Source organism: Clostridium rhizosphaerae (genome assembly GCF_016765585.1).
In the GTDB taxonomy this organism is placed as follows: Bacteria; Bacillota; Clostridia; order Clostridiales; family Clostridiaceae; genus Clostridium_AT; species Clostridium_AT rhizosphaerae.
In genome coordinates this window covers 285,304-308,439 of record NZ_JAESWC010000014.1, presented here as the reverse complement: position 1 = coordinate 308,439, position 23,136 = coordinate 285,304, and the positions used below count along the sequence as shown (strand labels likewise).

At 32.4% G+C, this 23,136-nt stretch carries 19 protein-coding genes, 4 tRNA genes, 1 other RNA gene and 1 riboswitch; of the genes, 17 read left to right on the top strand and 7 right to left on the bottom strand.

Features of this window, described 5'->3' with window-relative positions; genetic code table 11:
* The first annotated feature begins 70 nt into the window (after positions 1-70).
* Genes JK636_RS17555 through bglX form a run of 3 tightly spaced genes read left to right on the top strand, consistent with a single transcriptional unit; the run spans position 71 to position 4,343 of the window.
* On the top strand, positions 71-1,108 hold the full coding sequence (locus JK636_RS17555) for a LacI family DNA-binding transcriptional regulator (protein ID WP_202750282.1): 1,038 nt from the start codon (positions 71-73) through the stop codon (positions 1,106-1,108).
* 44 nt (positions 1,109-1,152) lie between these two features.
* Entirely contained in the window at positions 1,153-2,112 is a 960-nt protein-coding gene (locus tag JK636_RS17550) for an acetylxylan esterase (RefSeq protein WP_202750281.1), read from the top strand.
* Between the two features lie 20 nt (positions 2,113-2,132).
* Positions 2,133-4,343: a beta-glucosidase BglX gene (gene bglX / locus JK636_RS17545; protein WP_202750280.1), complete on the top strand. Its 2,211-nt coding sequence runs from the start codon at positions 2,133-2,135 to the stop codon at positions 4,341-4,343.
* Between the two features lie 63 nt (positions 4,344-4,406).
* Here bglX and JK636_RS17540 read toward each other — a convergent pair whose 3' ends face one another.
* A complete protein-coding gene (locus tag JK636_RS17540; RefSeq protein ID WP_202750279.1) occupies positions 4,407-6,563 on the bottom strand; it encodes a diguanylate cyclase domain-containing protein in 2,157 nt (718 codons plus the stop codon).
* 230 nt (positions 6,564-6,793) lie between these two features.
* Between JK636_RS17540 and JK636_RS17535 the strand changes: the two genes are divergently transcribed.
* From JK636_RS17535 to JK636_RS17505, 7 genes are all read left to right on the top strand, one after another.
* Positions 6,794-8,482, top strand: a complete 1,689-nt coding sequence (locus tag JK636_RS17535; RefSeq protein WP_202750278.1) for a methyl-accepting chemotaxis protein — start codon at positions 6,794-6,796, stop codon at positions 8,480-8,482.
* Between the two features lie 147 nt (positions 8,483-8,629).
* The gene (locus tag JK636_RS17530; RefSeq protein WP_202750277.1) at positions 8,630-9,811 is read left to right on the top strand and encodes a cation diffusion facilitator family transporter; all 1,182 of its coding nucleotides are present in this window, start codon (positions 8,630-8,632) and stop codon (positions 9,809-9,811) included.
* Positions 9,812-9,845: 34 nt separating this feature from the next.
* Positions 9,846-11,066, top strand: coding sequence for an ABC transporter substrate-binding protein (locus JK636_RS17525; RefSeq protein ID WP_202750276.1), 1,221 nt, complete (start codon positions 9,846-9,848; stop codon positions 11,064-11,066).
* Positions 11,067-11,296: 230 nt separating this feature from the next.
* Positions 11,297-12,247, top strand: coding sequence for a CobW family GTP-binding protein (locus tag JK636_RS17520; RefSeq protein ID WP_202750275.1), 951 nt, complete (start codon positions 11,297-11,299; stop codon positions 12,245-12,247).
* A gap of 12 nt (positions 12,248-12,259) precedes the next feature.
* Entirely contained in the window at positions 12,260-12,907 is a 648-nt protein-coding gene (locus tag JK636_RS17515; RefSeq protein WP_202750274.1) for a GTP-binding protein, read from the top strand.
* A gap of 120 nt (positions 12,908-13,027) precedes the next feature.
* The gene (locus JK636_RS17510; RefSeq protein ID WP_202750273.1) at positions 13,028-13,942 is read left to right on the top strand and encodes a permease; all 915 of its coding nucleotides are present in this window, start codon (positions 13,028-13,030) and stop codon (positions 13,940-13,942) included.
* A 10-nt stretch (positions 13,943-13,952) separates the two neighbouring features.
* On the top strand, positions 13,953-14,675 hold the full coding sequence (locus JK636_RS17505; protein ID WP_202750272.1) for a TIGR03943 family putative permease subunit: 723 nt from the start codon (positions 13,953-13,955) through the stop codon (positions 14,673-14,675).
* Between the two features lie 89 nt (positions 14,676-14,764).
* Here JK636_RS17505 and JK636_RS17500 read toward each other — a convergent pair.
* From JK636_RS17500 to JK636_RS17490, 3 genes are all read right to left on the bottom strand, one after another.
* Positions 14,765-14,849: transfer RNA gene (locus JK636_RS17500), tRNA-Tyr, on the bottom strand.
* A 3-nt stretch (positions 14,850-14,852) separates the two neighbouring features.
* Positions 14,853-14,927 (bottom strand) — tRNA-Thr (locus JK636_RS17495).
* A gap of 15 nt (positions 14,928-14,942) precedes the next feature.
* Positions 14,943-15,018: transfer RNA gene (locus tag JK636_RS17490), tRNA-Val, on the bottom strand.
* 487 nt (positions 15,019-15,505) lie between these two features.
* On the opposite strand from JK636_RS17490, the gene JK636_RS17485 reads away from it, so the two are divergent.
* The 5 genes from JK636_RS17485 to JK636_RS17465 all read left to right on the top strand — a co-directional run bounded on the left by JK636_RS17485 (position 15,506) and on the right by JK636_RS17465 (position 18,428).
* Positions 15,506-15,595: transfer RNA gene (locus JK636_RS17485), tRNA-Ser, on the top strand.
* Positions 15,596-15,606: 11 nt separating this feature from the next.
* Positions 15,607-15,872: signal recognition particle sRNA large type (gene ffs / locus JK636_RS17480), an RNA gene on the top strand.
* A 238-nt stretch (positions 15,873-16,110) separates the two neighbouring features.
* Complete coding sequence (locus JK636_RS17475) at positions 16,111-17,379, top strand: helix-turn-helix domain-containing protein (protein ID WP_202750271.1); 1,269 nt, start codon at positions 16,111-16,113, stop codon at positions 17,377-17,379.
* 82 nt (positions 17,380-17,461) lie between these two features.
* Positions 17,462-17,602: a hypothetical protein gene (locus JK636_RS17470; RefSeq protein ID WP_202750270.1), complete on the top strand. Its 141-nt coding sequence runs from the start codon at positions 17,462-17,464 to the stop codon at positions 17,600-17,602.
* Positions 17,603-17,777: 175 nt separating this feature from the next.
* A complete protein-coding gene (locus JK636_RS17465; protein WP_202750269.1) occupies positions 17,778-18,428 on the top strand; it encodes a hypothetical protein in 651 nt (216 codons plus the stop codon).
* Positions 18,429-18,500: 72 nt separating this feature from the next.
* Here the strand turns inward: JK636_RS17465 and JK636_RS17460 are convergent, their stop codons facing one another.
* The 3 genes from JK636_RS17460 to JK636_RS17450 form a co-directional block, all read right to left on the bottom strand.
* A complete protein-coding gene (locus JK636_RS17460; RefSeq protein ID WP_202750268.1) occupies positions 18,501-19,187 on the bottom strand; it encodes a hypothetical protein in 687 nt (228 codons plus the stop codon).
* A gap of 158 nt (positions 19,188-19,345) precedes the next feature.
* The gene (locus tag JK636_RS17455) at positions 19,346-19,570 is read right to left on the bottom strand and encodes a BhlA/UviB family holin-like peptide (RefSeq protein WP_202750267.1); all 225 of its coding nucleotides are present in this window, start codon (positions 19,568-19,570) and stop codon (positions 19,346-19,348) included.
* 16 nt (positions 19,571-19,586) lie between these two features.
* Positions 19,587-20,111, bottom strand: coding sequence for a sigma-70 family RNA polymerase sigma factor (locus JK636_RS17450; RefSeq protein WP_202750266.1), 525 nt, complete (start codon positions 20,109-20,111; stop codon positions 19,587-19,589).
* Positions 20,112-20,313: 202 nt separating this feature from the next.
* Positions 20,314-20,402: riboswitch (cyclic di-GMP riboswitch) on the bottom strand.
* 346 nt (positions 20,403-20,748) lie between these two features.
* Between JK636_RS17450 and dnaX the strand changes: the two genes are divergently transcribed.
* Positions 20,749-22,371, top strand: a complete 1,623-nt coding sequence (gene dnaX / locus JK636_RS17445; RefSeq protein ID WP_202750265.1) for a DNA polymerase III subunit gamma/tau — start codon at positions 20,749-20,751, stop codon at positions 22,369-22,371.
* Positions 22,372-22,559: 188 nt separating this feature from the next.
* On the top strand, positions 22,560-22,904 hold the full coding sequence (locus JK636_RS17440) for a YbaB/EbfC family nucleoid-associated protein (RefSeq protein WP_202750264.1): 345 nt from the start codon (positions 22,560-22,562) through the stop codon (positions 22,902-22,904).
* The last annotated feature ends 232 nt before the right edge of the window (positions 22,905-23,136 follow it).

Genomic DNA, 23,136 nt, shown 5'->3' with positions numbered 1-23,136 from the left:
GAATTTGAAGAAATGGTAGAATATGTTTAAGAACTAGATTTTTGTGTCATATGGAGGGTACAAATTAGTTATGGGTGTAACGATTAAAGATGTAGCTAGATTATCAGGAGTTGGAATTGCAACAGTTTCCAGAGTATTAAATAATAGCGGTATTTCGAGTAGTGAGACTAAGGAAAAAGTAATGGCTGCCGTACGAGAACTTAATTATGTACCAAATAACAATGCAAGAAGTCTGAGGATGGTGCAGTCTAAAACAATAGCTCTATTAGTAAAAGGTATTACAAACCCATTTTTTCAAAAAATGATTCACACAATTGAACAAAAGGTATTCCTAAGAGGATATCATCTAGAGATTCGTAATGTAAATTATTCAGATCATGAGATGTCAATGGCTATTAAGGAAGTACAGGATCGAAACCTGAACGGTGTAATTCTTATGGGCGGTAATTTTGAATACACAAACGAAGATTTTGATAGACTTGGCGTTCCATGTGTACTATTAACTGTTTCCGCAGGAAAAGATGTTGATGAAAATTTATATTCCAGTGTAATTATTGATGACGAGGCTGAAAGCGCTAAAGCTACAGAGTATCTCATTAATTTAGGACATAGAAGAATTGGATGTATCTATAGTACAGTTGGCAATATTGTAACACCGAATCGTTTGCGTTTTGGTGGCTATAAAAAAGCTCTTGAAGCGAATGGAATCCCATTTGATCCTGTATTAGTATCTTCCATAAATGTATCGGAATCTGGTTATGAGTTCGGTTTTAATATGATGAAAAACCTTATGAGTCGTAATAAAGATATGACTGCAGTTGTAACAATGGCTGATACAATGGCAATTGGAGCAGCAAAAGCTGCTATATCTTCAGGGCTTCGTGTTCCAGAGGATATGTCGATTATAGGGTTTGATGGTATTGAGGTAGCAGAATATTACAATCCATCATTAGATACTATATGTCAGCCAGCAGAACAAATGTCACTGGGTGCAATCGATGCCTTATTTGAAATGTTACAGGGTGGTAACACAAGTCATTTAGTATATGAGGCGTCATTATTAAAAAGAGGTTCATGTGCTAGCAGAAATAGATGTTCTATAATATAACAACCTTATAAATTGAATGAGAAAGCAGATTAGAGGCGAGTTGTATGAAATATATAGATGATAGAATAAAAGAGTATGAGTCTTATATGCCTGAGCTTACAAAAAAGAAAGATTTTGATGAGTTCTGGGATAGTACAATTGCAATGTCAAAGTCAGTTAAACTGAATGCAAAACTTGAGGAACAGGAATATCCTTCTCCTTATATGAAGGTATATGATTTAACCTATGATGGTTACGACGGTACCAAGATAAAAGGATGGTTTTTGATCCCTACATTTACTAAAAAAGAAAAGTTTCCTTGCCTAATACACTATCATGGGTTTACCGGTGGAAGAGGAGTTCCTCACGAGTATATGACCTGGTTAATGATGGGTATGGCAGTGGTTGCAATAGACTGCAGATTACAAGGTGGAGATACGGGAAGCAACGCCGATTATGAAGGCGGGCTTTTTCAAAATGTAAATTCCCTTGGAATATTAAACAAAGAGAATTATTATTATAGGGCCGTTTATATGGATTGTATGAGGGCAATCGATTTCGCAGAATCAAATGAAAAAGTTGATTCTTCCCGAATTGTTTTGCATGGTGTAAGTCAAGGTGGAGCGCTTGTTATGGCTATGGCAGCTCTTGATGATAGAGCAAAGCTTGCAATAGCTGATGTTCCAAGTAACAGCAATATTGAAGCAAGAATAGAAGGAGAGAATGGTTCTTTTGCCTCTCTAACAGAATATATTCGAAGATTTCCGGATCGCGCTGAAAAGGTGTATGATACCATAAGCTATTTTGACACCATGAATATGGCAGATAAAATAAAATGTCCGGTGTTAGCATCGGTAGCATTAAAAGACAATATTTGTCCTGCAAAACATTATTATGCAACCTATAACCGAATAAATGCACCAAAAGAAATTGCAGTATATCCGTTTAATGGCCATGATGGTTGTGGTAATGTCCATATGCAGAAAAAGCTTGAGTTTTTGAAAAGAAATAATATGATCGGTTAGGTTTTAAAAGGAGAAAATTAATGGATAGAGAAAAGCTGATAGAATTACTTGAAGATATGTCATTGGAAGAAAAAATTGATCAACTATTACAAGTATGTAGTTATTATTATGAAAAAGAAGGGGTTATAACCGGACCTGAAAATGAAGCTGGTTTTTCTGAAGAAGAAATTCAAAATGCTGGTTCAGTACTTGGTGGAGGGGGAGCAAAGCTTTTACGAAGAATTCAAGAAAATTATATGAAGAAGCAGCCTCACCACATTCCACTTCTTTTTATGGCAGATGTCATTAATGGATATCGCACTATTTTCCCAATTCCTCTTGCTCAAGGTGCTACCTTTAACCCAGAAATAGTTGAGAAAGCAGCAGCTATTTCTGCAAAGGAATCAGCAGCGTCAGGACTTCACCTAACATTTTCACCAATGGTAGATTTGGTTAGAGATGCAAGATGGGGAAGAGTTATGGAGTCAACTGGGGAAGATACTTTTTTGAACAGCCGTCTTTCAAGGGCTATGGTAGAAGGATATCAAGGAAAAGGTGAGCTTAAAGAAAAAGGCAGAATTGCTGCCTGCGTAAAACACTTCGCAGGTTATGGTGCTCCAATGGCAGGTCGAGATTATAATACTGTAGAATTATCAGAAAGAACTTTAAGAGAAGACTATTTACCAGCTTATCAAGCGGGTGTAGATGCAGGTTGTGCTACAGTCATGACTTCCTTCAATACTTTAGATCGTATTCCATCTACAGGTAATAAAAAATTACTGAGAGACACTTTAAGAAGTGAGATGGGATTTGATGGCGTAATTGTTTCAGATTGGGCAGCAATTGAAGAATTGATTCATCATGGAATGGCAGTGGATAAAAAAGAAGCTGCAGCGCTAGCAATTGAAGCAGGCGTTGATATAGATATGATGACAACTTGTTACTGCTCAAACTTAAAAAATTTAGTTGAAGAAAAAAAGATAGATGAAGCACTTATTAATGAAGCAGTTCTGAGAATTCTTGAATTGAAAAATAAGTTAGGTCTATTCGAAAATCCATATAAAGATGCAAGTGAAGCAGATGAAGCAGAGATTATATTATGTAAGGAACATAGAGAGGCAGCAAAAGATGCTGCTATCGAATCAATGGTTCTATTGAAAAATGATAATATACTTCCACTGCAAAAAGAAGGACAAAGTATTGCGGTAATAGGACCTCATGTTGATAATAAGTGGATATCCGGTGTATGGTCCATATTTGCAAAGATAGATGAGAACGTAACGGTTCAAGAAGGAATAAAGAACCTTGGAATAGATAATGTAACCTTTGCAAAGGGATGTGGTTTTATTGATCCTGACAGCGGAATAGATACTTATCATAAAAATCAGAATATATTAGAGGATAATAAAATCGCGGATAAACTATTGGAAGAGGCTATACAAAACGCGAAAAAGGCTGATGTGGTAGTAATGCCTTTAGGTGAGATTGCTATTCAATCCGGAGAAGCTTCCAGCCGTTCAAATATTGATATTCCTAAAGTACAGATGGATTTATTTGAAAAAATATACGAAGTAAATAAAAATATCGTGGTTGTACTTTTTAATGGAAGACCGCTTACAATTAAGAGTCTCAGTGAGAAAGCAAAAGCCATTTTGGAAGGTTGGCTTCCTGGGACAGAAGGTGGAAATGCAATTGCAGAAGTTTTATTCGGTGATGCAAATCCTTCAGGTAAGCTTTCTATGAGTTTTCCTTATAACGTAGGACAAGTTCCTGTGTATTATAGTGAATTTCATACAGGAAGACCATATTCTGATGAGCAAAAAGATGTAAAATATCTTTCAAAATATCTTGATGTTCCAAATGCACCGTTATATCCTTTTGGTTATGGGCTTTCCTATACTAATTTCGATATATCAAAAGTTACACTAAATAAGAGTGAACTTAGAAATGGAGAAAGTATTGAAGCTTCAATCCTTATTAAAAATACAGGTAAAGTTACTGGTAAAGAAGTAGTTCAGATGTATATTCAAGATAAAAAAGGAAGCGTAGCAAGACCAGTACGACAGCTAAAAGGCTTTCAGAAAATAGAATTGCAGCCTGGAGAAGAAAGAAAAGTGACGTTTACGATAACTGAAGAAATGTTAAGGTTCTATGATATCAACATGAATTTTACCAGTGAAAAAGGTGAATTCGTTGTATACATTGGAAATGACAGTCGTACACAGAATCAGCAAGAGTTTGTTTTAGTATAAAATTCTTTTTCATATAATATTCCCTAAACAAAGCAAAAGCTCCTGAGACTTTCTCAGGAGCTTTTAATATACAGCTATTGTATTACGGCCCTTCTGTTTTGCAGAATATAAAGCTTTATCTGCAGAATCAGTTAGAGAGCTTATTTTTAAGTTTTCATCAGGCATAAGAGTGCAAATACCAAAGGTTAAGGTTATATGATCTGACACCTTTGAAAACTTATGCTCTATATTTAAAGCGTTAATATGACTTTTCATAGTTTCTGCTAAGCTAAAAGCGGCATCTGAGGAGGTGTTTGGGAAAACCCCTACAAATTCATCCCCTCCATACCTTGCAACAAAGCCATCTACATTATTTAATACAGATTGTAAGGTGCTTGCAACTTGTTGAAGGCAGTAATCCCCTAGTAGGTGACCATAGTTATCATTGTATTCCTTAAAGTTATCTACATCGATCAGCATAAGAGAAAGAGGCTCCCTATTAACTTTTGAACTTTCCCATAAGATTTCAAGTTCTTCATCAAAATATCTTCTGTTTGGTATTTTTGTTAGTCCATCTAGATTTGATAAACCAAGTAATTTTTTATTCAATTTTTCAAGATCATTTGATTTCTGTGCATTTCTAATAGCAATAGCAATATAGGAAGCAAGAGCTTTTACAGTATCAAGATTATATTGAGAGTAAGCATTTTTAGATATACTCTGAACAGTTATTACACCTAATACGCTATCCTCAAATATCAGCGGACAATAAATTAATGATCCTGCTTTGGTACCATGAATAAAATTTCTATCCTGGATATAATTTCTATACTCTTTTTCTACATCGTTAATAAGTACTTCTTTTTTATTTAAGATACACCAAGCTGCCCAAGTATTCTTGTTATTAATACTGCTTTTAAAAACAGGATATCTTATAGAGTTTTCGATAAATAGACTATACTCAATATTCTCGGTAGATTTATCATATAGTGCAATTCCAAAAGCATAAGCTTGCATTAAATCATTTATGCTTTTATATACTAAGTTTAAAATCTTTTCAAAATCTAATGTAGAAGTAATATTTTGGCCTATTTCACTTATAGTTTTCATATTATTATAAGATTCTATAAGTTCAGTTGTCTTCTTTTCCAAAGCTTCCGTTTTTTCTTTTAACTCAACATTTTTAAGACGATAAATCTCTTTTTCCTGATGGGATTGTTCCATTTTAAACTGCATAGTAATATTTTTTAATTTGTGAGCAATTTCCTCGTTTATTCCTTTTCTTTCTTCATCATGAAACTTTTTATAATAATAAAGGGCTTTATCAAGCTTCCCTATTTTTTCATGATTTTTTGCTAAGTAGGAATATATTTTCATAATCATCTCTTTAGAGTTGATTTCGTGAGCTATGATTAAAGCTTTTTCAAGATATTCAATAGCTTCATCATTATTATTCATTCTGATTAGCAATTTATATATATCTATCATTACGCTAATTATAAAATATCGTTCTTCGGTTTCTTTGCTTATTTCAAGACTTTTTAAAAATAAATTTAAAGCTTTATCCGAATTGTTCTGCTTAAAAACAATTTTGCCAAGCTGATGAAGACAGGCAGCCTCAATCATTCTATCCTTAACCTTGCGGGACAAATTCAAACTTTTTTCGGTATATTTTTCTGCCATATTAAAATTATTTAAATAATAATATACCTCTCCAATATTCTGAATCACAATACATTCAACATTTTCGTTATTAGCTAAGCTACATAGTTCAAGACTTTCAGTATAGTAGTCCAGCGCAATCTCATAATTTTTTAAATCTTTATAAATCTCTCCAATATTATTTAATACTCCAGACTGACTTTTCTTATAGCCAATATTACGTATGATATCAAGAGATTTCATGTAATATTCCAGGGCTAAATTATAATTTGCAAGGGCTAGATTAACATTACCTAAAATATTCAATAAATCCGCCTGGTATTCTTTAAAATTTTCAATTTTAGCAATTTCAAGAGCATCCATTAAGTATATGATTGCTTTTTCAAAATTTCCAACTATGTAAGAAGACTTTCCAAGTATAAGCAAGCTTTTTAAAGTACCTATTTTGTATTCAATATGTTTTGAAAGTTCATAAGCTTCATTGGATAGTTCAATAGATCTTATAGGTTTATGGCGTATTACATCTTCAGCGCAATTATTTAATTCATCAATTTTTTTAATCATATCATTAGAATTCATAAAATAACTCCAATCAAGCTAATATACTATTTAATATTATATATATCTTAGGATATATATAATATTATCAAATTTACCTTTTTTCTACAAGAATAATTGCTAGACAGTTATTTGATTATATGCCTTTTATTAATTCCAATATTTTCCCCGAAGGAATATAAAGGAAAAACAATAGAAATGTCGAATACTTATCTGTAAAGTTATGAAGATATACAACTAGGGGGAAAACTATGTTTAAATCATTAAAGACAAAAATATTAGCTTCAATGTTTTTGTTAACTTTAATTTGCACTCTTACTTTTATGGGAGTTTCCTATTATGAAATGAGAACAGCAGTTACTAATCAGATGAAAAATGATGGTGAGAATCTTGTTACAGTAGTTAATAGGGAAGTTAGCAAATATAATTTAAGTGATGGAGAGAAAATAAGTGAAGTACTAAAAGAAGTCAAAGATCAAAGTAAAGATAATATTTCATACCTATCTCTTTCAGATACAAATTTAAAAGTTATTGCATCTAGTGATGATAACTTTGCTGCTGCAAACAAAAGTGATAAAAGTACCGATGCGGTAGCTTCCGCAAGCACTGAAAATACTGCAGCTGTTACAGGAAATATAAAACAAGGAAAAAGCACTGGTTATATTTATAAAACAGATAAAGGTGATAAGGTATATAATGTTTCAACTCCTTTTTATCAAGGCGATAAACTAGTTGGTAATATAAGTGTTGGAATATCACTAAATGCTATGAATTCAATGATAGCTAGCTCTATGATACAAATAATTATAATATCATTGATTGTTCAGTTTATTGCAGTTATCTTAGGTATAATCATATCAAAAAATATAACTACGCCGATTGTTAATGTAGTTAATAAGTTGGATGACTTTTCAAGGGGTGATTTTACAGTAAAGTTTGAAAGCAGGACTAAAGATGAAATAAAGAAATTAACTAATGCTTTAAATAAATCTGTAGAAATGCTAAAGCAGATGATAACTGATACAAAGGGAAATATGGAGGAGCTTTCAAAGGTTTCTTGCACACTAAAATCTTCAAGTCAAAAAGTAGAAAATTCCAGCAAAGTTGTATCCGAATCTATTACAGAGGTGGCACAGGGAATTGAAGAGCAAGATGGTAATATAGGACAGGTAACAACAGCATTAGAAAAGTTTAACCAAGAGCTCGAGCAAATACAAGCTAAAGTAAATAATACAACTTCAAGCAGTGCTGCAATCGAGAAAACTGCTGATGTTGGAGCTGAAAAAATTAAAGAATTAATAGGTTCAATTGAGGAAGTAAGAGACTCCTTTGGATATGCAGCTTCAAATATACAGCTTTTAAGTGAGGATACAAATAAAATTGGAGAGATAATGAATGTAATTAACAGCGTCGCTGAGCAGACTAACTTATTAGCTTTAAATGCAGCTATAGAGGCAGCAAGAGCAGGAGAAGCTGGAAAAGGTTTCTCGGTTGTAGCAGAGGAAATAAGAAAGCTCGCAGAACAGGTTGTAAGTTCTTCAAAGAGTATTAATGATATAATAGGTGGTATAGTTACAAATGTAGAAGGGGTAGTTGATACTACTAAAGATATTTCTAGCAAGATAGAGAGTCAAATTAGCATAATAGATGATACAAGATATGCTTTTAAAAATATACAAACAGAGGTTCATAACACTACACCGCAGTTCAAAAATATATCTGAGGGTTTGAAAAACATAGTTCAGGAAGAGGAAACTTTAACGAGTAATGTTCATGAAGTTTCAGCGATATCAGAACAGATTTCAGCTTCAACTCAAGAAATCTCTGCATCTGTTCAAGAGCATGCCTTAACAATGAGACAGTTTACTAATCTGGCATCTAAAATTGATGAAATGACAAACAAAGTAAATGATAGTGTTGGAAAGTTTAAAATAGATTAATTTAAAGCCCTGGCTAGATAAGCCGGGTTTTTTGCTTATATGTAATGAAAAATTATGTATTTTGATAGATTACCTTCATGGGTTTTTATGGTATAATTTATAAAATGTAGGCGTTGATATGATTGAAAGTAAGGAGGAAAATGAAATATGAAACCTTTTTTTGATTTTTTGATAAAAAAATTTGTTAAAGACCACAAGAATGTCAATTCTCAAGATGTCAGACAAGCTTATGGAAAGCTTGGTGGAACTGTAGGTATTATTATTAATTCTACAATACTTATATTAGAACTTATTGTTGGACTGTTTTTGAACAGTATTGCTGTTACAGCGGATGCTTTTCATAATTTAACTGATGCAATATCGTCTTTGGTTACTATTATCAGCTTTAAAATAGTAAACCGGCCTGCAGATGATAAACATCCTTTTGGCTATGGAAGAGTTGAATATCTTACTGCCCTTCTTTTTGCAGGAGCGATACTAGTTGTAGGTTATGAATTTTTAAGAAATTCAGTAGTTCGTATAATGCATCCTGTAACCGTGCCTTTTAATAAAATAAGCTTTATCTGCATGCTGTTTGCTCTGCCTCTGCAGATTACTCTTAATAGGTTTACAAATTACCTAGGAAATACTATAGACTCTTCAGCACTTAAGGCATCTGCTTTAGAATCTTTTACAGATATTTTAGTACTTGCTATGGTTATTTTTTCACTTTTAGTAACAAGATTTACTACTTTTCCTATAGATGGGTATGTAGCATTTATCGTATCATTATTTATTCTTCATTCAGGAATTGAGCTTGGAAAAGAAATGGTAGATACCTTGCTTGGAAAAGCTCCAAGTGAAGAGTTTGTTGAAGAACTTAAGAGTAGTGTATTATCATATCCATATATAACAGGAGTACATGATTTAGTTATACACAACTACGGTCCGGGAAGATACATCACCTCTCTTCATGCGGAGGTTCCCTGTGATGTATCCGTTATGGAAATACATGATGTTATTGATAAGGCTGAAAAGGAAATAGGAAGCAAAATGAATATGTACCTTTCAATTCATATGGATCCTATAAAAATAGATAGTCCTGATGTACGAGAATTAAAAGAAACGGTATCGAAAGAAATAGCCCAAATAACAGGAGTATTGTCCATGCACGATTTTAGAGTAGTTGGAAATGATGAGAATAAAACACTTATTTTTGATGTTGTTTTAGATAAGGCCTGTTTTAATGATGAAAAGAAAGAACTTATTAGCGAACAGATTAAAGGTATTATATCAAATCTATGTTCAAGTTATAGAAGTATTGTTACTTTTGACAGGGAGTTTTATTAAAATTAAAGTTACATAAATTTATGGGGGATTTATTATGACAAGAGTGAAAATATTAAGTTTTATTACTGCTGCTTTGTGTGCCTCTTCAATTTTAAGCGGCTGCAGCTCTGCAGCTGTTTCAAAAAAATCGGGGGTAGTAACAATTAAATGTTTTATGCAGTCTCTTCCGACTCTTCAGCAGACAGAGCTTTTAGATTTAAAGGATAAGTTTGAAAAGAAACATACTTCGATTAAAATTGAAATTGAAGATGGTGGGAATAATTATGGGAATGAATTAAATAAGAAATTACAAGCGGGGCAGGCTCCGGATATTTTTATGATGGATAGTGTTAGTACCTCAAAACTTGCAGCTTCAGGAAAGCTATTATCCTTTGATGAACTTATTGATAAAAAAGATCTTGAGGATTTTAATGTTAATCTTTTAAATCAATTTCGTATTAATGGAAAGCTTTATGGACTTCCTGAGGCAGGACAAAGCTTAGGTTTGTTTTATAACAAGGATATGTTTAATGAGGCAGGGGCTAAACCGCCAACAACTTGGGAGGAGCTAGAAGCTTCAGCAACAAAGCTTACAAAGGGAAGCATAGTTGGTTTATCAGTGGAGTATAATCCTATGTTCTTTATACCTTTTATGCTTCAAAGCGGCGGAAAAATAACGGAAGGGAACAAACCCTCTTTTAATAGTGAGGCATGTATAAAGGGTTTAAACTTCTTTAATTCATTATTTACAAAGAAAATAGCTGCAGATGGAAGAGCTTTATCAAGAGATTATTCAGTGGAAGCCTTCATCAAGAAAGATGCAGCTATGGCTATAGGATTTTCAGGAGATGCAAGTTATGTAATAAGCAGCAATCCTGGTTTTAACTGGGGAGTTGTTACTTTACCAAAGGGAAATACAACAGGAGGCTTTTTTCAATCCACTGGAGTTTTAGTAAGCAATAGTACAAAGTATAGAAAAGAAGCTGTTGAAGTTGCAAAATTTTTCTCGGAAGGTGAAGTACAAAGACTTGTTGCAGAAAGCGGAATAGCTATACCATCAAGAAAATCCATGCAGCAGGAGTATACAAAAAAATATCCTCAAATGGAAGCTTTTCTTACAATGCTGGAGAAATCAGAGCCTCTTAACTACGGAGATGACCTAGGAAAGTTATTTAATGCTTTAAATGATGCAGGAGCAAAACTTCAGTCAGGACAAATGAAAGATGCAAAAGAAACCCTAGACTATGCGGTAACCTTATACAACGGAGCTCATTAATTTGAGCTCTTTTTTTATTTTTTAGTATAAATCTAATTAATATTAAATATTATTTAATGATAGGTTAAAGCCCTAAATGGGCTTTAACGGGCAACCTGTGAGCGGAAGCGAACGTGCTTAGGTTGCCCCGTAGTCGGAGACAAAGCCCTAAATGGGCTTTAACGGAAAATTTTTCAGCGGGAGAGAGGCTTTAATTGCTCAGTGCTTCCGACTAGAAGGGAGGGAAAAGCATGAAAGTAAAAATAGACGTATTTTCAGGATTCTTAGGTGCAGGAAAAACAACATTGATTAAAAAACTTATAAACGAAAGCTTTTATAAAGAAAAGGTAGTTGTTATAGAAAATGAATTTGGTGAAATTGGTATAGATGGCAGTATACTCAAGACCTCTAATATAGAGGTTAAGGAAATAAATGCAGGTTGTATCTGCTGCAGCATTGCTGGTGATTTTAAAAAGGCAGTAAAGGAAGTTATAGATAAGTATAGACCGGTGAGGATTATTATTGAGCCTTCAGGAGTTGCAAAGCTTTCTGAGATATTATCAGCTTGCAGCAGTGCAGAACTTAAAGGCCTTATAGAAGTAGACATGGTTATAACTGTTATTGATGTCTTAAAGTATGATATGTATATTAAGAATTTTGGTGAGTTTTATAAAAATCAAATTATGAATGCAAAAACTGTAGTGTTAAGCAGAACTCAGAAGATAAACTCAGATAAGCTTTTAAGCATTAAAGAAAATATCAGCAGTTTAAACAACAGAGCCTTTGTTGTAACAACACCTTGGGATAAGCTTAGCGGACAAAAAATTTCAGAGCTTAATGATAAAAAGTCAGTACAAAATGAAGTTAATTTGATAAAAAGAGCTTCTGGAAGTTTAGGATTAAGAGCTTCTGCTGGGCATAAAGGCAACGATGTGTTTCAAACTATAAGCTTTGAAACTCCAAAAGCCTTCAGTAGTAAGTTGTTAAAGAATTATTTGGATAAAGCAAATGAAAATAAGGCTTATGGAACAATTCTTAGGGCAAAGGGTATTGTCCAAGTAGAGAATGAAGAATGGATACAGTTCGACTATGTGCCTGGAGAATTTGAAATGAGAAAAACAGCACCAGATTACTCGGGAAGACTTTGCGTCATAGGGGTGGATTTGAACAAGGAAAATATAAAAAGGCTCTTTAGTCTTTAGAGGATAAAATATATGAATATGAAAAGTGAAATTGATATTTTTACAGGCTTTCTTGGTTCAGGAAAAACATTTTTTATAAATACCTTTCTTAAAGATACTTTAGTACCTAAGGAAACAGTCCTCATAATTCAATGTGAGGAGGGACAGCAAAGGATAAATATAAAACTGCATTTCAAAAGCAAAATAATATTAAAAGAATATGGCCCTTCAGAAGCATTAACTTCAGCATATCTTAAACAAATGATTGAGTTTTATAATCCCAATAGAGTTATTATTGAGCATAACGGCATGAGACTTTTAAGTGAAGTTTTAAATATTTTTAACGAGGAACAACTATCAAAGCTATGCAGTGAACCCACAATTTATCATACAGCAGATGCTTTAACCTTTGATATGTTTTACAGCAACATGAAAGAGCTTGTGGAGCCTTATATAGTCTACAGCAATTTAATAATAATAAATAATTGTAATATGTTAGAGAAAGAAAAGTTAAAAACTTTGAAAGAGCTGTTTAAAAATATAAATGCAAATGCGTTTATATTTATGCTTGAGAATTTAGAAGAATTGGAAGAGGTTTTAAAAAGGTCTGATGTACTAGAGAGTAGTCTAATAAGAAATATACGGTTATATATACACAATGCAATAAAGTTCTTGCATTAATGATGTCATAAAATATCCAATTTTCAAGGATTTTTAGGACGTCATTAATGTATTATAACTTTCGCATTGTATTTATTAGAAATTTAATGCTTAAAAAATTGATTAGGAGAAGATTAAGAAGTGAGTAACAGTATTATTCAAAATTTTTCAGTGATATTTATAAGCATAGTACTTGAGGCGCTGCCTTTTATACTACTTGGTTCTATTATTTCAGCTGTAATTCAGGTATTTATATCTGAAGATACAATTGCAAAAATTCTGCCTAAAAATAAGCTTCTGGGAGTTTTGGCCGCAGCACTCTCGGGGCTTATATTTCCGGTGTGTGAGTGTGCAGTAATACCCATAGGCAGAAGGCTTATTAAAAAGGGGGTTCCTCTAAATATGGCGGTTGCCTTCATGCTTTCTGTGCCTATAGTAAATCCTATAGTTCTTTTGTCTACTTACTATGCCTTTCATGGAAGACCCTATATAGTGCTGCTACGAGGCGGATTAGGACTTTTTATAGCAGTAGCTATAGGAATGCTGGTAGATATATTTCAGCAGGGCAAAGAGGCCGTAAAACTCTCTTACATAGATAGTGGAAATTTATGCTCCTGTGGCTATGATCATAGCTATAAAAAGAAAGAGTCAAGATTTATGGAGGTAATTTACCATACAAACTCCGAGCTTTATGATATTGGTAAATTTCTTATACTGGGAGCTTTTATATCGGCTTTTTTTCAAACGATTATAGAAAGAGACTATGTACTTAAGCTTGGACAGCATCCTGTATATTCAATAATAGCAATGATGCTTTTTGCTTACTTAATATCACTTTGTTCTGAGGCAGATGCTTTTATAGCAAGCACCTTCTTAGGTCAATTTACACCAGGTGCTATAATAGCTTTTCTTATTTTAGGACCTATGATTGATATAAAAAACACACTAATGCTCAGTGCTTCTTTTAAAAAAGGTTTCATAGTAAAGCTTATATCCTTAATTTTTATAATGTGCTTTGCAGCAGGCTTTATTGTGAATGCAGTAATTAATATATAGGAGAGACATAATGAAAAAATTTAATATAAGTGAATTCATATGGTTTTTTATACTTTTAATGTTCACCTTGTACATATACTTTCTTCTTTATACAGGAAAAATAACTTTATATATTCATCCAAAGCTTGTTAAGTACTCTATGTTCTCTTTTATAGTTCTTGGAGAGCTTACAATAGTACAATTATTTAAGATATTTACTGTTAAAACAAGAATAACCCGCAAAAATGGTTATACTTTATTTCTTCTTGCTCTAGTATTTGGTATTTTCTTTGCACCGGGCGGATTAACCTCAGATATTGGAGATAAGAAGGGGGTTATTCTTGTAAGCTCGGAAGATGTTGAGAATATAGGAAGGCATTCTCACAGTGAAGAACAGGTGATTGAAGGAAATGAAGTAATATTTACTGAAAAAAATTACATTCACTATCTAGAGGATTTGAGTAAAAATCTTGATAAGCATGTTGGCAAAAAAATAAAAATAACAGGCTCTGTTTTGAAAAACGATAAACTTAAAGAAGATGAGTTTATTTTAACAAGATTGCTGATAAACTGCTGTGCGGCAGATTCACAGGTTATGGGAATAACGGTTAAGTATGACAAAGCAATAAGCTTAAGCAAAGATGAGTGGGTAAATATTGAGGGTATAGTAAGTAATAAAGGAAAGCAGCCCGTTATATTGGTGCAGAAGATAAATAAAGTAAATAAACCAGGTAATCCGTACATATATGAATAAAGTTCAGAGCAGAGGGCTTCTGAACTTTTGCTTTGTATAAGTAGATTAAATATGATAAAATAAAAAAGACATACATTCGTATGTCTTTTTGGTGGAGGAAGATGGATTCGAACCATCGAAATCACTGATAACAGATTTACAGTCTGCCCCCTTTGGCCACTCGGGAATTCCTCCATGTGGAGCTGGCAATAGGAATCGAACCTACAACCTGCTGATTACAAGTCAGCTGCTCTACCGTTGAGCCATGCCAGCATATTAAGTTTTTAATGGTGGGCACAACAGGGATCGAACCTGTGACCCTCTGCTTGTAAGGCAGATGCTCTCCCAGCTGAGCTATGCGCCCTCGCTTCAAGGTTTATTGTTTATCGGCTTACCCGACGAATTTTATTATATATGCTGTATTAAATTTCATCAACCCTAACTAGCAGTCGTTATATTAAATTAATCTTTGTTTACTAGTAAATATGCAGGTTTTTCTCGGGATTACATATAAGTTTATATTTATTAACATTAAATATTATAGTTGATGTTGTTTATATACAATACAATAAAGTTCTTACATTAATGATGTCATAAAATATCCAATCTTCAAGGATTTTTAGGGCATCATTAATGTATTAGAAACTTTGCATTGTATATAATGATTCCTTAACAAACATAGAATATACAGAAAGTATTGAAGAAATTTTGTATAGATACTTATTAAAGAATAAATTTCATTACTTTCCATAAATATTTATAATAAAGTCTATTGATTTAAAATAAAAATCATAGTATAATCAATCTTGTCGTTATGACAACAACAGAAAAGTTTAGTTTCATGAGTATATGGAGAGATGTCCGAGTGGTTTAAGGAGCACGCCTGGAAAGCGTGTGTAGGGGAAACTCTACCGGGGGTTCGAATCCCCCTTTCTCCGCCAGTTAAACTTTTCCGTGCTAGATGGGGAACTAGCGGTGCCCTGTAACCTGCAATCCGCTACAGCAGGGTTGAATTCCTCGCTTAGGCTCTAGCATGTGAGGTCTGGTCTATAAAAGTGGCGTTGAGAATTGGGTCCTACGCAACAGAAACTCATGAACCCCGTCAGGTCCGGAAGGAAGCAGCGGTAAGTGATCATTTTTGTGTGCCGTAGGGAAACCTGGTTTGAGTTAACTGTATAGATAACGCTCATATGCTATCAGTCGAAGCGAGGTGCACGGTTTACATAACAATCTTATAATTAAGTTTTGTGATGCTAAGAAGGCATCTTTTTTTATTTTTTGATAAAGTAAAAACTTAAAAATGTAATGGGACAAGCAAATTATTTATTAAATATCAGTTAATAAATGGATATAATGTTTATAAGTTGATATAATTATTATAGTTACAAAATATAAGGCATGAAAACAGAGTTTATGTTTTGTATAGATTTTACATAAGGGTAAAGTGGTGGTATAGATGAAATTTCTTGATGTGGGCGAAAAAATAAAAAAGTTAAGGAAAGAATTAAACATAAGGCAGGAAGAGCTTAATGCTACGGGAGTATCCAGAAATTTTATAAGCATGATTGAGAATGGAAAAAGAAAACTGCCTTATCATGTTGCTTCTGAACTTGTGGGGATTTTTAATAAAAAGGCTGATGAATTGGGGGTAACTCTGGTTATAGATGAACATTGGCTAATGATTACTGCAAAAGAACAGGCCGAGGAGTTCTGTCGTGAAAAATTAAAGAATGAGCTAACCTCTGAGGATATAAATGTAATAACAATGTTGGTGAAAGATTATAACATTAAACAATTAATACCGGAAGTATATAAAATAAAGGCTGACAGTCTTTATGAAAATAGATTATATGAAGAAGCTTTTACATATTATTATGAAATTTTGGATAATGTTGATGATAAGCCTGAGGAAAAAGCTTTCATTTATAATAAGTTAGGTAAATGCAAGATCATGATGCTGAATTATATAGAGGCAAAAACTTACCTTAATAGATGTTATGAAAACTCTATTATTGTTAATGATAAAAATACAATGAAAAGCGGTCTTTATAATATAGCATTATGCTATAAAAGATTAAATAATACTGAACTTGCAATAAAATATATAGATAACTATATAGAATTATGTGATGTTTCTATAGATGTTAAAGAGTATGCTGGTGCAGTTATTTTAAAGTCTAATTGCTATATCGAGAGTAATAATTATCAGTTTGCAGCTGAGATACTTAGGGATTTAATCAATAAATTTGATAATCCAGAGGATTTGCTTTTAGGCTATATATATAACAGCTTAGGAGTTTTGTATATGGATATGAATGAGCTTGACAAATCTCTTTTGTATTTGGATAAAGCTTATTTCATAAGACAAAAAAAAGATATTTATAATCTCAGTCATACAGTGCTTAATAAGGCTAGGGTATTTTTAAAGCAGGATATGAAGATAGAAGCCCTACAGCTGATTAATTATTCAATAGTTATTGCAGAAAAGAATAATGACTATAAATTTATAATCGATGGGTATAAGGTGTTGGAAGACTTATATGCTGAATATAAAAAGTATGAAGAGCTTATAGATATATATCTTAAAATGATAAGCCTATTTAATAAAATGGACAACACAGAGGAAGCTTTAAAGATATATATAAAACTATTAGCTTTAAGCTCTGATACTAATAACAAAGAGGAATATAAACTTTATTTAAAAGAGGCACAAAAAATTCTGTAACAAAAAAGTATAAAATGGGTAGTTACAAGAGTGGGAATATATGGTATAATATGGTTAATAACTAATGGGGGGATGAGAATTTATGAAAAAAGTATTAAAAGGTCTATCAGTTTTATTAATTACTTTCCTTATAGTAGGGGCTGTGGTAACAAAATCGGACAAAGGTACAGATGAACCAGGACCGATCGGACAAAACACTACCACAATAACTATGAATGCATAAAATTATTTTCTATTATTAAATTGGGCCAATAGGTAATAGAAGGTAAAGTTAAGCATCAATTTTAACTAACTTCTGAGATATTACTGCTTAATAAAGAATAAGTACTAGATTACTAAAGGAATTAATTTTATAATCTAGTACTTATTTTTATATTAAATATTAAAGGAGAGTTTTAATGAAGAAGAGTATTTGGATAATAATATTGATAATAATAGCCTTTTCTGCATGCTCTGTTAAAAAAGATGAAACACCTATCGTAACTTCAAATAACATGAGCGGAAGTACTAAGGTGATAATTAATAAAGAAGAATTAAATATTGAAAATATTCTTCCAAAAGGCATAGGTATGAAGTCAAGCTATGAAGATATTATTAAGTTGTATGGAAAACCGAAAAGTACTACCAATTTTAATAATGAAACGCTCATTACACAAAAGGGATACTTTACTGATTTGGGCTATAATAATATGAATTTTATAATATATTGTTATGATAAGGAAAAACCTTTTAATCTGCAAAAGGATAATGAAATTTTTCAAATTGATTTTTATGGAGAAGGCTCATCACTTAATAACTTAATTAAGATTGGGGACAGCTACGATATAATTTCAAGCAAATATAAGACTGATGAACTAACTTCAGTGAACATTGAAGATATAAAGGAAAAGTTAAATAGATTCCGCAAGGACAATACATATTTAAAATACAATAAAATCTTAAGTATAACATCGAAAAATATGAACACAGCACCTGTTTCTATGATAATGCTTTTTGATGACAATAACTTGCTGGAAAGAATTTGTTATATCAAACCTAATGCAGATTAATAATAAAGAAGGTGTTACAAAACTGATCTTAATGAGGTTTTGCAACACCTTTTTTATTTAAAGCTAAAAATCCTATGATTGATTTGCCACACAGTTTAATAATACAGTGTAGTTATATAATGACTTAGCAGTGCTGTCAGTATAGGCGATATCGTGCCAGGTTTGATATGAAGATTTCAAATCATAATTTTCATTTCCTATATCAATATAAGCGGTATGAGGACCCTTGCTTCCATTTGAGTGAGCGTACCATATTCTTGTAACTACATTGCTTGAGTTCGTCTCAACTTTATATACTACAGCAACGTGGTTTCCATTATCCATTCTAAAAGTACATCCCGGAACAATTTGCTTTGCAGAAGTTTTTTGAACTCCGTTAACAGTGGTTGCTAGATTGTTTGCGCTTACACCATATGCATAAGACACGTTAAAAAAACTATTAACAGCTCCGTAGCTTGCTTCGTTTAATACATAATATACAAGACCTGAACAATCAACTCCGGCAGAAGATGGATTATTTGTTGCAAGCTGTTGGATTTCAGCAGTAGTTTTGTTAAAATACCCATTAGAATCTGTACATAAAGGCATTAAATAGCTGTTAATCATGTTTGGGGTATTTTTAGCTCCAAGCTTGTAAGGAAGTTGTATAAAACCGCTGTATTTAATTCTTTCTAAATCATTTTCTATTACCCATGTACGAACTCTGAATGATGTGTATTGATTTTGGAAAGCTTCTAAATTACTTTGAAAAAGTCCCATAATAAATTCCTCCTAGTTTATGTTTATTTGCAGTTAAGAGAAGCGCTTCAATCTAACTACATACATTAAAAAGTAAGTATAGGCTAAAATAGCAACTGCCTTTTATAATATTTTTAATTAAAGAGGGAGAGGAAAATTAAAAATTCCTCTCCCATTTCTTATTTATGTAAATAATCTTTAATATCTAAAACATCCTTTTGAATATCTTTTATTACATTAAATTCATCAGTTAGTTTGGTTATTATCTCTTGATATTTTTCTTCTCTTTCTGCTTGTGTAAGATCTCTTTTTTCCTGTGCTTTTAGGATGTAAAAGATTAATACAACAGCTAGTGCAGCCCATATGCCCTGGGTTGAAGCTAGTTTTATTAAATCATTTTCCATATTTTTTTCCCCCCTTTTAATTTAAAAACTTTCTCAAGTTATTGAGCGCTCTATTTTTTGTTCTGTTTATAGCCTGTCTTGAAACTCTTAGCTGTTTAGCTAAATCATTCTCGGCTATATTATTTATATATATCTTTTTTATAACATCTTTCTGAAAAGCAGGAAGCTTGTCTAAAATCTCCTGAATAAATAATTTATCATCAACAGAATTGTATGGATTTTCCCCAAAGAAGTCGGTATTTAATTCGGTTTCACTGTTAGTTATTTTACAATTCTTTTTAGAAAGAATTATGTATTTATGTTTTATTGAAGTGTTAATATAAGCAATAATACCAGCATCATTTCTTAAATTTTTATTAGTATATACAGGAATGCTTTCGATAGTTTCGAGAAGGCATATTACTAAGTCCGTGTGAGCTCCATCATAAGCTAATTTTCTAGAATATTTGTTTATCAAGGGGCTGAACTTGTCCAAAATAGCTAAAGTACTGCTTTCGTTGTGCATTTTTGAATTGATTATAAGCTTGCATAGGTCTTCCATAATAATCCCACCCTTTTATAATTTTTTATAATATAAAAAGGTTTAAGATTTAAAAATGTAAACCTATGGTAACAATAAAATTTATTATTATTAGTTACGTAAAAAGTGCGTAAATTAGCTAAAATTATTAATCTAAATTACAATAAATATGTATAAATAAAAATACATAAATTTAACAGAAGATATAACAAAGAGAATATATTTTGGCAACCTGGCAGTCATAGGAAAGTATATTCCTTTAGATCCATGGCTTTGCGGCCCTACCTTTCAGTAAGTGTGCTATTATCAGTATATAAACCTTTTCATATCCTATTTTAAATTAATTGTATATAATAATTACAAAAATGTAAATATATTCAAAATTAATTTGCTAATGATAATAAAATATGTAACTATAAAATTCATAATTTTAAGCTTAATTTACAAGATAATAAATATTATATATTGTTTGTCCTAAATTCGAGTAATTAATATTGCAAAAAAGCTATTGAGTACAATCGATATTATATAAATTTTAGTGAAAACAATCTTTATAGAAAGCAACTATACAAAAACTATTTTTAAGTAAAGTTATTTTAAATATAATCTTATTAAGGTATAATATAAGCTGATATCTAATACACAAAGGGGTGAAACTATGGCATATACCGCTTTATACAGAGAATGGAGACCAAAAGCTTTTAAGGATGTGGTTGGTCAGAAACATATAACTACAACCTTGAAAAATCAGATAATAAATAATAGAATAGCTCATGCTTATCTTTTGTGCGGAACAAGGGGGACAGGAAAAACCTCTACCGCTAAAATACTTGCAAAGGCGGTAAATTGTCTTAATATACAAGATGGTGAGCCCTGTAATGAATGTGAAATGTGTAAAAGCATAAATGCTGGACTCTCAATAGATGTAGTTGAGCTGGATGCTGCTTCTCATAATGGAGTAGGTAACATAAGAGACATAATAGATGAGGTTCAATATCCGCCTAGAGAGGCTAAATATAAGGTTTATATAATGGACGAGGTTCACATGCTTTCAGACGGTGCTGTAAATGCCTTTCTTAAAACGTTGGAGGAACCCCCGAGCAGAACAATATTTATACTTGCAACTACAGATCCTCAAAAGCTTCCTATAACTATACTTTCAAGATGCCAGCGCTTTGATTTTACAAGAATTAAGTCTGAGGACATTTTTGAAAGGCTAAGAAGAATAGTTAATGAACAGGGTGTTTTTGCAGATGATAAAAGCCTTCATTTGATCTCAAGAATGTCTGACGGTGCAATGAGAGATGCTTTAAGTGTACTTGATCAGGCCATATCTATGGGCAATAGTAAGGTTGATTATGATGAACTTATAAATATGCTTGGACTTGTTACAAATGATAATCTGCTTAAACTTACAGATGCACTTATAGATAAAAATGTAGAAAGATCCATGCGAGCTGTTGATGATATAGTAATAAGCGGCAAGGATATTTATAATTTTATTAAAGAAATGATAAGCCACGTGAGAAACCTCATGATGGTTAAGGTAAGTAATAATCCTGAAGAAATACTTGATATGTCCTTAGAAAATATTCAAATTATAAAAGAGCAGTCTCAGAAGATAAGAATGGAAGAGCTTATGAGAATTATTAGAATACTTCAGGAAACAGAGGAGCAGTCAAAGTGGAGCAAGCAGACAAGAATATATTTAGAGCTTGCGATAATAAAAATATGCAAAATTGAATATGATACTTCTAAGGAAGTAATGTTAGCTAGGATAAACAAGCTTGAAGAAGCAATTAAAAACGGTCAGGTTACTGTGACTATTGCTGAAGGCTCTGCTGATTCTCAAAAAATAGTTAATAGAGCTCCAGCACAGCAGGTTAAAAAGCCTGAACAAGTTAAAGAGCAGGTATATGAGGAGGCTAACCCTCATTCAACGGTAACACTTGACACGGTAAGAAAGTCCTGGAGAGACATAATGGAACTTTTAAAGTCGAGAAGACAAATGGTTATTTATGCTTCTTTGATTACAGGTGAGCTTGTAGGCTGCAAAGATGGAGTAATAGAGATAAAATTTGAGGAAATGTATGCTTTCAATAAACAAAGGCTTGAGAAGGAAGATAATAGAAAAGTTGTTGAAGAAGTATTTTCACAGGCACTAAAAGAAAAAATCAGAATAAGATATATTGTGGACAAAAGGCAGGAAAAAGCAAAATCTCCAGAAGCAATGCTCATGGAGACTTTTGGCGAAGAACTTGTAGAAATAATTGATGAATAGGTATATAATGGTGCATGTATATAGAATTTTTTATATTCTATATACAAAGCAAAAATTCTAGTACATTCTGCTCTCGCAAAAATTCTTGAAGATTGGATATTTTGCTTGGCACAATGTAAGAATTTTAAAGCTTTCTATATATATAATGCGCGAATAATATTTTTAAAAATTTTAGGAGGGTATAAATAATGGCTAAAGGCGGTTTTGGAGGCTTCGGAGGCGGAGCTAATATGAATAATCTTATGAAGACAGCTCAAAAGTTCCAACAGCAAATGGAAGATATGCAGAAGGATCTTGAGAACAAAAGATATGAAGAAAAAGCAGGCGGCGGTGCTGTTGTTGTAACTACTAATGGAAAGAAACAAATAGTAGAAATAAAAATAAATCCAGATGTAGTTGATCCAGATGATGTTGAAATGCTTCAAGACTTAATCATGACTGCTTGTAATGCAGCACTTAGAAAAGCTGAAGAAGATACAGCAAACCAAATGGGTAAATTAACAGGCGGACTTAACATACCAGGAATGTTTTAGTTAATGAAGAATGAAGAATGAAGAATGAGAGACAATAATAGTAACTCATTCCGAGTTTTTCATTCTTAATTTAGTTTTGGGTATTTTAACTATATAGATTTGAAAGTAAATCTGCTGTTTGAGTTCCTCAAAAACCTGTAGAGGCATCAGGATTTTTGCTCACTCAAATAGCGATTTACTAATTGAAACTATGAAGATATCGCGATATCTAGCATCAAAGGAGGTTAAAGGT

Bases quoted from the DNA above. Each gene is read 5' to 3' on its own strand.
- JK636_RS17555 (WP_202750282.1), top strand. From the start codon at position 71: ATGGGTGTAACGATTAAAGATGTAGCTAGATTATCAGGAGTTGGAATT.
- JK636_RS17550 (WP_202750281.1), top strand. From the start codon at position 1,153: ATGAAATATATAGATGATAGAATAAAAGAGTATGAGTCTTATATGCCT.
- bglX (WP_202750280.1), top strand. From the start codon at position 2,133: ATGGATAGAGAAAAGCTGATAGAATTACTTGAAGATATGTCATTGGAA.
- JK636_RS17540 (WP_202750279.1), bottom strand. From the start codon at position 6,563: ATGAATTCTAATGATATGATTAAAAAAATTGATGAATTAAATAATTGC.
- JK636_RS17535 (WP_202750278.1), top strand. From the start codon at position 6,794: ATGTTTAAATCATTAAAGACAAAAATATTAGCTTCAATGTTTTTGTTA.
- JK636_RS17530 (WP_202750277.1), top strand. From the start codon at position 8,630: ATGAAACCTTTTTTTGATTTTTTGATAAAAAAATTTGTTAAAGACCAC.
- JK636_RS17525 (WP_202750276.1), top strand. From the start codon at position 9,846: ATGACAAGAGTGAAAATATTAAGTTTTATTACTGCTGCTTTGTGTGCC.
- JK636_RS17520 (WP_202750275.1), top strand. From the start codon at position 11,297: ATGAAAGTAAAAATAGACGTATTTTCAGGATTCTTAGGTGCAGGAAAA.
- JK636_RS17515 (WP_202750274.1), top strand. From the start codon at position 12,260: ATGAATATGAAAAGTGAAATTGATATTTTTACAGGCTTTCTTGGTTCA.
- JK636_RS17505 (WP_202750272.1), top strand. From the start codon at position 13,953: ATGAAAAAATTTAATATAAGTGAATTCATATGGTTTTTTATACTTTTA.
- JK636_RS17475 (WP_202750271.1), top strand. From the start codon at position 16,111: ATGAAATTTCTTGATGTGGGCGAAAAAATAAAAAAGTTAAGGAAAGAA.
- JK636_RS17470 (WP_202750270.1), top strand. From the start codon at position 17,462: ATGAAAAAAGTATTAAAAGGTCTATCAGTTTTATTAATTACTTTCCTT.
- JK636_RS17465 (WP_202750269.1), top strand. From the start codon at position 17,778: ATGAAGAAGAGTATTTGGATAATAATATTGATAATAATAGCCTTTTCT.
- JK636_RS17460 (WP_202750268.1), bottom strand. From the start codon at position 19,187: ATGGGACTTTTTCAAAGTAATTTAGAAGCTTTCCAAAATCAATACACA.
- JK636_RS17455 (WP_202750267.1), bottom strand. From the start codon at position 19,570: ATGGAAAATGATTTAATAAAACTAGCTTCAACCCAGGGCATATGGGCT.
- JK636_RS17450 (WP_202750266.1), bottom strand. From the start codon at position 20,111: ATGGAAGACCTATGCAAGCTTATAATCAATTCAAAAATGCACAACGAA.
- dnaX (WP_202750265.1), top strand. From the start codon at position 20,749: ATGGCATATACCGCTTTATACAGAGAATGGAGACCAAAAGCTTTTAAG.
- JK636_RS17440 (WP_202750264.1), top strand. From the start codon at position 22,560: ATGGCTAAAGGCGGTTTTGGAGGCTTCGGAGGCGGAGCTAATATGAAT.